Origin of the sequence: Caldalkalibacillus uzonensis (genome assembly GCF_030814135.1) — a bacterium.
Taxonomy (GTDB): domain Bacteria; phylum Bacillota; class Bacilli; order Caldalkalibacillales; family Caldalkalibacillaceae; genus Caldalkalibacillus; species Caldalkalibacillus uzonensis.
The window spans coordinates 295924-303638 of sequence record NZ_JAUSUQ010000004.1 but is presented as its reverse complement, the minus strand read 5'-3'; the positions used below and the strand labels follow the sequence as shown (position 1 = coordinate 303638).

The 7715-nt window shown below is 48.1% G+C and carries 6 protein-coding genes; all 6 read left to right on the top strand.

Annotated features, from left to right (window positions below; all coding sequences use genetic code 11):
• Positions 1-116 precede the first annotated feature (116 nt).
• The 6 genes from J2S00_RS07605 to J2S00_RS07580 all read left to right on the top strand — a co-directional run bounded on the left by J2S00_RS07605 (position 117) and on the right by J2S00_RS07580 (position 7699).
• On the top strand, positions 117-854 hold the full coding sequence (locus J2S00_RS07605; protein WP_307337631.1) for a Mu transposase domain-containing protein: 738 nt from the start codon (positions 117-119) through the stop codon (positions 852-854).
• Positions 839-1594 carry an IS21-like element helper ATPase IstB gene (gene istB / locus J2S00_RS07600; protein ID WP_307337628.1) on the top strand — a complete coding sequence of 252 codons (756 nt, stop codon included), beginning with the start codon at positions 839-841 and terminating at the stop codon, positions 1592-1594. Before J2S00_RS07605 ends, istB begins: the two co-directional genes overlap by 16 nt.
• A 340-nt stretch (positions 1595-1934) precedes the next feature.
• On the top strand, positions 1935-3662 hold the full coding sequence (locus tag J2S00_RS07595; RefSeq protein WP_307337626.1) for an alpha-amylase family glycosyl hydrolase: 1728 nt from the start codon (positions 1935-1937) through the stop codon (positions 3660-3662).
• Between the two features lie 73 nt (positions 3663-3735).
• Positions 3736-5109 carry a glycosyltransferase family 4 protein gene (locus J2S00_RS07590; RefSeq protein ID WP_307337619.1) on the top strand — a complete coding sequence of 458 codons (1374 nt, stop codon included), beginning with the start codon at positions 3736-3738 and terminating at the stop codon, positions 5107-5109.
• A gap of 64 nt (positions 5110-5173) precedes the next feature.
• Positions 5174-6181 (top strand): LacI family DNA-binding transcriptional regulator, encoded by a 1008-nt coding sequence (locus J2S00_RS07585; protein WP_307337616.1) that lies wholly within the window; start codon positions 5174-5176, stop codon positions 6179-6181.
• A gap of 174 nt (positions 6182-6355) precedes the next feature.
• A complete protein-coding gene (locus J2S00_RS07580) occupies positions 6356-7699 on the top strand; it encodes an ABC transporter substrate-binding protein (protein WP_307337614.1) in 1344 nt (447 codons plus the stop codon).
• Positions 7700-7715 lie beyond the last annotated feature (16 nt).

Sequence of the window (7715 nt, the reverse complement as noted above, 5' to 3'; positions counted from 1 at the left end):
TGGAAAACGTTGTTGGCTATGTGAAAAAGAACTTTGCCCGTCACCGGACCTATTACAATCTGGCCCAATGGAGTGAAGACTGTCTGGCCTGGCTTTAGCGAACAGGCAATGGCAAAGTGCATCAGACAACCAAAAAAATACCGGCCGAAGTGTTCCAACAGGAACGCCTTTACCTTCGCCCGGTCCAAGAAAAATACCACATCAATCAAGCTAAGGCCAGTATAACAAGAGTTGTCCGAAAAGACAATACCATTCTTTATGCCGGGAACCGCTACTCGGTCCCTCTAGGGACCTATGATGACAAGGGTAAAAGCGTTGGACTAAAGATTCAAAACGATACCCTGACCATCTACGACTGGGAAACAGGCAAGGTACTTGCCCAACACGCGATTTGCCACGAAAAAGGCAAGTTGATTCAAAATACGAATCATAAAAGGGACCGCAGCAAAGGGATTCAAGTGTTGATGCAACAAGTGGCCGGGCGTTTTCCAGAACCGGATCAAGCCACCCTCTTTTTGAAAGAAATCTATCAGCGGAAGCAGCGTTATATGAGAGATCAATTGCAAAAGATACAGGAAGTCATGAACAAAGCCAACCATCAATCTGAAGTGATTGGACAAGCTTTAGCCTACTGTCTGACATACCAACTGTACAGTGCAGCAGCCTTCAGCGATGCAGTGCAACATTTTATGCAACAAGCACAGAGACAACAAGCACACCAGCATGAACATCAACCTGAGATCAAACCCATCATGCTCGGACATCAATCACACTCGGAAGTGAAAGCAGAAATTCGAGATCCTCAAGTTTACATTCGTATCCTGGAGGGAGAGAGCCTATGTCAGAATGCTTAGTGCAACTGAAACACAGCTTGAAAACACTCAAACTGGCCTCCATCGCCGAAGTGATTGAGGAACAACTGATGGAAGCCGAAACAAATGGATTCAGTTATCAACAGTTTCTGACGAAACTGTTGGGATACGAAATACGCAAGCGGGAAGAAAAACAATTGGCTAAACGACTCAAGTGGGCCGGCTTTCCTGTCCACCAATCCCTTGATGAGTTCGACATTAGCGCCCAGCCTGCCCTAAGCCGGCAGCAATTTCAACAGTTGCGTGAACTCTTATGGATTGAACAGGTTTATAACCTCATCTTATTGGGCCCGCCAGGGGTGGGTAAAACTCACCTGGCCATTGGCTTAGGAGTAGAAGCGATTCAGCAAGGATACAAAGTCAGCTTTGTGACCATGGATCATTTAATCGAGTTGCTGCGTACCCAAGAAGTAACAAGAAGCGCCCAAACCAAATTGAAAAGAATTACTCAGTCAGATCTTGTCATCATCGATGATTTGATGTTTATGGCCATCAACCGGCATGAAGCCAATCTTTTCTTTCAACTCATCAACAAACTCTATGGCCAATCATCTGTGATCATCACCTCCAACAAAGGGCCGGAAGATTGGGGAGAGTTATTGGGTGATCCGGCCATCACCACAGCCATTCTGGATCGGCTACTCCATAAAAGCGAGGTGATTCATCTAACCGGTGACAGTTATCGTTTAAAAAACAGGAAAACCATATTTGGAAATGACTAGGTGCTCAAAATTATTTAGAGAAAATTGTTCAATTGTACTTGACGCTCACAAGAACTTGGTTATTCAAGAAGAAATTCCTGCTAAAAAAGATTTTTTGTATCTGAAGCCGCGCGAAATATGGGATTTAAAATGGAATATGATGATGGAGAGTCTCTTGGGCTTGCATTAAATTTAAATGGTTATGGTTTTGTCTATTTGAATGTTTGCCTGATAAGCAAAGTTGTCATCGCTCTCTATTTTTCTATTGAAAGCGCTTGATTAGTTGCGGTATGATAATAGAGATATTTTTATCTTAATCAGGGAGGGAATTGTCATTATTGTCCAAAACCGAATACAGGCCATGTGCGACAAGTTGACGTTTGTCTACGGTAGAGAGAAGGCAGAGCTGATCTTAAATAAGCTGCTGCCTAAATTGGAAGCCGCCAAGCAAACGATTCAGCAAGGGAAGGAGTCAACCTGGGTCAATGAGCAAGACGTGGTTTTGATCACCTACGGGGACAGTCTACAGGAAGAGGGAGAGCGGCCTCTGGCGACTTTGCACAAGTTTCTTCATGAACAGGTCCATGAGACGATCACGGCGGTACATATTTTACCCTTTTACCCGTATTCATCAGACGACGGATTCTCCGTGATCGACTACTACCAGGTGAACCCGGTGTTAGGGACCTGGGAGGATATCGGTCAGCTGTCCAGGGATTACAAGCTGATGTTCGATGCGGTCATTAATCATATTTCGGCCGAAAGCGAGTGGTTCAAAGGGTATCTGGCAGGAGAACCAAAGTATCAGGACTACTTCATTGAAGCAGATCCCACAGCTGATTACAGCACAGTGACTCGTCCAAGGGCTTTGCCGTTGCTAACCAAGGTGGAAACGGCCCACGGTGAGCAGTATGTCTGGACCACGTTCAGCGCCGATCAGGTTGATCTCAACTACAAAAATGAAGCCGTTTTACTGGCCATTATTGATGTACTGCTCTTCTATGTGCAGAAGGGAGCCAAACTGCTCCGTCTTGATGCCATCGGCTTCATGTGGAAGGAGTTGGGGACCACCTGCATCCATTTGGAACAGACCCATCAGCTGATCCAGTTGTTCCGGGATATCCTGGATGAAGTGGCACCGGAAACGATCATCATTACCGAGACCAACGTGCCTCACAAGGAGAACATCTCTTATTTCGGTAACGGGTACAATGAAGCCCATATGGTGTATCAGTTTCCCTTACCGCCCTTAGTCTTACACGCCTTCTATACAGAAAATGCCGAGGTGTTGTCCCGCTGGATGAAGAGTCTTGCGCCGACTTCGGAGCAAACGGCCTTCTTTAACTTCCTGGCCTCTCACGATGGGATTGGGGTACGTCCGGCTACAGGCATCTTAAGCGAAAGCGAGATTAACATGATGCTGGACAAAGTGAAAGCCCATGGCGGGTATGTGTCCTACAAAGACAACGGGGATGGGACACAAAGTCCGTATGAGCTGAATATCAATTATTTAGAGGCCTTATCACATCCGGATGAGCCCGTTGTGTTAAAAGTAAAGCGCTTTGTGGCAGCTCATGGTATATTGCTCTCCTTGATGGGGGTACCGGCCATTTACATTCACAGTCTGTTAGGGTCGGTTAATGATCATGAAGGGGTGAAGCGAACGGGGCAGTACCGCAGCATTAACCGGGAAAAGCTGTCGTACAGAAACGTGAAGGAGGCACTGCAAGATCCTGCTACATTACGCTATCAGGTGTTTCAAGCCTTAACACGGCTGATTGAAACACGTAAGCAACACAAAGCCTTCCATCCCAATGCTGCTCAACAGGTGCTGGATGTGGATCCACGCATCTTTGCCGTCAAGCGCACCAGTGTGGATGGGAAAGAGACGATTGTAGCCTTGATTAACGTATCTGGGCAGGAAGTGCAACTGAGTTTGGCCTCATGTGCTCACCAGCTGGACGGTGGTGTGCAAGGGTATACAGACCTGCTGAGCGATGTGACGCTGGAACAAGTCCAACAAGGGCTCACCCTGGCTCCATACCAGGTGATGTGGTTGCAAGCAAAGCGAGATGAAAGGGAATCATAGCTTTTTTTAAAAGCACGTTTTGCCAACGATGGCAAAACAAGCTTGATAACTGACAGCAGAGAGAGGGGTCAACATGAAGATTGCCATCGCCCACTTTCGGGTGGGAGAAACTGACGGTGTATCACTGGAGATGGAAAAATGGAAGAAGGTGCTGGAGGAACTGGGCCATGAAGTCATCTTTCTGGCCGGCAGTAAAGGGGATTCCAGTGCATACCTGATCGATGAACTGCACTACCAGCACCCCTTGAACAATAAGATTGTTCGCAACGCTTATGATGAGCTGAGCGACTATACCTGTGAAGAGGAGCTTAATCAAGAGATTTTAGCTTTTGCTCTGCGGATTGAAGAGAAGCTGCTGGATTTTATTGAACAGGAAAAGATTGAAGTGATCATGCCCAACAACATTTGGTCTCTGGGCTGGCATCTGGCCGCTGGTATTGCCTTTGCCCGTGTGGCCCGGCAGAAAAAGGTATCTTTTGTGGCCCATCATCATGATTTTTACTGGGAGCGAGAACGTTATGCCCGGCCCACTTGTCCGTTTGTCACCCAGTGTCTGGAGGAATATTTTCCACCGGCCGAACCAAACGTCACCCATGTGGTGATCAATGAAATTGCCCGCCGGGAGTTGTGGCAGCGTAAAGGGATTGCCGCCACAGTGGTTCCCAATGTGTTTGACTTCAGTAAGCCCTCCTGGGCACAAGATGAATATAATGCTGATTTCCGCCAGCGTTTAGGCATCGATGAAAATGATATCCTCATTTTGCAAGCGACCCGTGTCACCGAGCGGAAAGCGATTGAACTGGGGATTGATGTGGTAGCTGAAATGCAGCAAGTTCACTATCTGGAGCGTTTGCAGAGTGCCCCCCTTTATGATGGCCGGCAGTTTGGAACCGGCAACAAGCTGGTTTATGTGTTGGCTGGTTTGCATGAGGCTGAGGCAGGTTATATCCAAGCCTTGCGGAATAAAGCAGACAAACTGGGGGTTGATTTGCGCTTTGTCAATCAACATATTGATTTTGCCCGCCGCCAAACAGAGGAGGAAAAGATATACTCTCTGTGGGATGCCTATGTAGCCGCAGACCTGATCACCTATCCCAGTATCATGGAGGGATGGGGCAATCAGCTTTTAGAAGGGGTATTTGCCAAGAAGCCACTGGTCATCTATGAATATCCTGTTTTTGTGACAGACATTAAATCCAAGCCCTTCTCCTTTATCTCCCTGGGGGATCAACATACGGTCAACAGGGACGGATTGGTTGAAGTGGCGCCTGTGCGCATTCAGCAGGCTGCAGCCCGAGCCATTGAGCTTTTGCTGGACGGTAAGAGGCGGGAAAAGATGGTCAACACCAATTTTGAGATTGCTAAACTGCATTTTTCTTATGAGTCTTTACAAGGTTTGTTGGCACATATCATGGATGCACATTTTTCTGTTGACAACAGAGCTTGAAAACGGTAACATGAAGTTGTGAGAAAAATGCTATCGTTGGCAAAAACGGGAGTGGAGGGGCAGCATGAATAAGATCACCATCAAGGATGTGGCACGCGCTTCCGGTACATCGGTGCGTACCGTCTCCAGGGTGATCAATAATGATCCCCATGTGAAGGAAGAGACCCGGCGGAAGGTACAGGAAGTGATTGAACAGCTGGGCTATGTGGTTAATCCTATTGCCCGCAGCTTAAGGGAAAAGAAAACCAATATGATTGTCGTCTTTGTGGATCGCCACCAGGGATTATACTGGGGGGCTTTTCACAATGAAATTATCCAAGAATTGCACCGTCTGACCCGGGCCAAAGGCTACAGGATGATGATCTCTTCTTCCTCCGCAGACAGTTTTGCAGAAGATGAGAACGACGGGTTTTACTTTCTGAAAAACGGCTTGTTTGACGGGGCCATCATGTTTGATACCAAACAAGGTGATCAGCGTATCACCTATTTGAAGGAGCACAAAATCCCCTTTGTCATCCTGGGTAAGGATAAAAGCAACTACGACACCCCTTACGTGGATCTGGACAATGAGTATGCCGGTTACTTGGGGGCTCAGTATCTGTATGAGCGGGGGCGCCGCTGTCCGGCATTGTTGTTAGGGGATGCCAACTTTATCGTCAACCAGGAGCGGGCCGCAGGGTTTACCAAGTTTACCCGGGAGAAGGGTCTGTCCTGTGACACCGTTTACTTTGGCATAACCGATATGGGGAGTGCCTACCGTCAAACGCTGAAGCTGATAGAACAGGTCAAAGAGCTGGATGCCATCTTCATCTCTGGTGATGAGCGAGGACTAGGTGTGTACCGGGCCATTCAGGAAAAAGGGCTTTCTATTCCTCACGATATTGCCGTCTTGGGGATAGATAATGTGCGCCTGAGTGAATACCTGTATCCGCCATTGACCACCATTGACCAGCCCAAACAAGCCTTTAGCCAGTCCGCTTGGGACATTTTGGTAGAACAGATGGAACAGGGGAGCGGCTCAGTGAAACGCATTATTTTAACCCCAACCATTGTGGAGCGCCAATCTGTCTGAGCTCACTGTGTCGATGAAGATGTCAGAAAGTGAGCTGGCGCTTTACCTGTGAGCTTCACCAGTTTATACGCTAACACATCTTTGGATAAGGGCTTACCCCTTTTTGCTAACGTTGGCAAAAAGGGCCAATATATACTTTGGTTCATCATCTACATATGATAAGGGGGATGTACAGTGAGGAAGAGAAACTGGTTGTGGTTGGTTATTTCCTTGGTGACACTCTTGGCTGTGGCCGGTTGCGGTCAAAGCGATGACACAACGGCTGCTGACAATGATGCTGGTGACCCAGGTCAAACCATGGAAGAGGTCCATTTGCGCATGCAGATTGTGTGGGCCACTGATTCTGGACGTGGAGAGGCGATTCAACGTATCATCGACGAATTTGAGAAGGAACATGAACATATTAAGGTCGAACTGTTAAGCAGCACAGATGACAATCAGCGGCTGTTAACTCAGATTTTGAGCGGGGATGCACCGGAAGTATTGCAAATCCCTTACCGCACAGTAAGAAGCCTTGGAACGGAAGGGGCCTTTGTAGATTTAACAGAGGCCATGGCGGATGAGCAGGACAACTACTACGAGACGTTGCTGGAGCTAGGCTCTGTTGACGGCCGGCTGTATGGTTTCCCTTGGTTGGGCCATACCATTCAGTTAGTCTATAACAAAACACTGTTTGAAGAAGCAGGGATTGATGGCCCGCCGGATACCTGGGATGAATTGTATGAGATTGCCAAACAGTTAACCCGTGATACTAATGGAGATGGCCGCATTGACCAATACGGACTGGGCCTGGTTGGACAGCAGCATCATGACATCACCTGGATGGTGAACATGTTTGTCCATCAAGCAGGTGCCGAACTGGTGCGTGAAACAGACAATGGCTATGAGGTAGCGCTTAATTCACCGGAAGGACGGGAGGCGTTGGCTTTTTATAAAAAGCTGGCAGATGAAGTCGCTCCTCCAGACACGCCCAACAAAAACGGGGGCGATGTCATGGCTGACTTCCGCAATCAGGTGGTGGCTATGCAGTTCCAGGGTCCCTGGGGTGTAACAGACATCTGGCAGGCGGGCCATCCCTTTGAAGTGGGCACAGCGCTGGTGCCAGCAGGGCCGGCTGGACGGGCTGCTGATATAGGTCCGCATATGCTCTCTATTCCAGAGGGTATCGATGAAGTGAAGCAAGAAGCGGCGCTGGCGTTGATTCGCTTCCTGGTCTCTAAAGAAGCACAGGAGATGATCATGCTGGGTGAAAAGGGTGAAGATGGAGAGTATTATCCGTTCCGCGTGCCGATGCGTAAAGACTTGGCTGATATGGATTACTTCCAGGAGCATCCTGAGTTCCTGGTCTTTATAGAAGGCTTGCAATATCCCAGCATCTCCACGCCTGTAGAGTCCTGGCTGCAGGTGGAAGAAGAGGTCTACCGCAGTTTGCTCAACCAGCTGGTTATTGGGGAGAAGAGCGTTGATGAGGTTTTGGAAACCCTTGAACAGGAAGGAAACCGTATCTTAGGACGCTAACGGATCACCTCTCAAT

Excerpts from the sequence above, each read along its gene's own strand:
- J2S00_RS07590 (WP_307337619.1), top strand. The coding sequence starts at position 3,736 with ATGAAGATTGCCATCGCCCACTTTCGGGTGGGAGAAACTGACGGTGTA.
- istB (WP_307337628.1), top strand. The coding sequence starts at position 839 with ATGTCAGAATGCTTAGTGCAACTGAAACACAGCTTGAAAACACTCAAA.
- J2S00_RS07585 (WP_307337616.1), top strand. The coding sequence starts at position 5,174 with ATGAATAAGATCACCATCAAGGATGTGGCACGCGCTTCCGGTACATCG.
- J2S00_RS07595 (WP_307337626.1), top strand. The coding sequence starts at position 1,935 with ATGTGCGACAAGTTGACGTTTGTCTACGGTAGAGAGAAGGCAGAGCTG.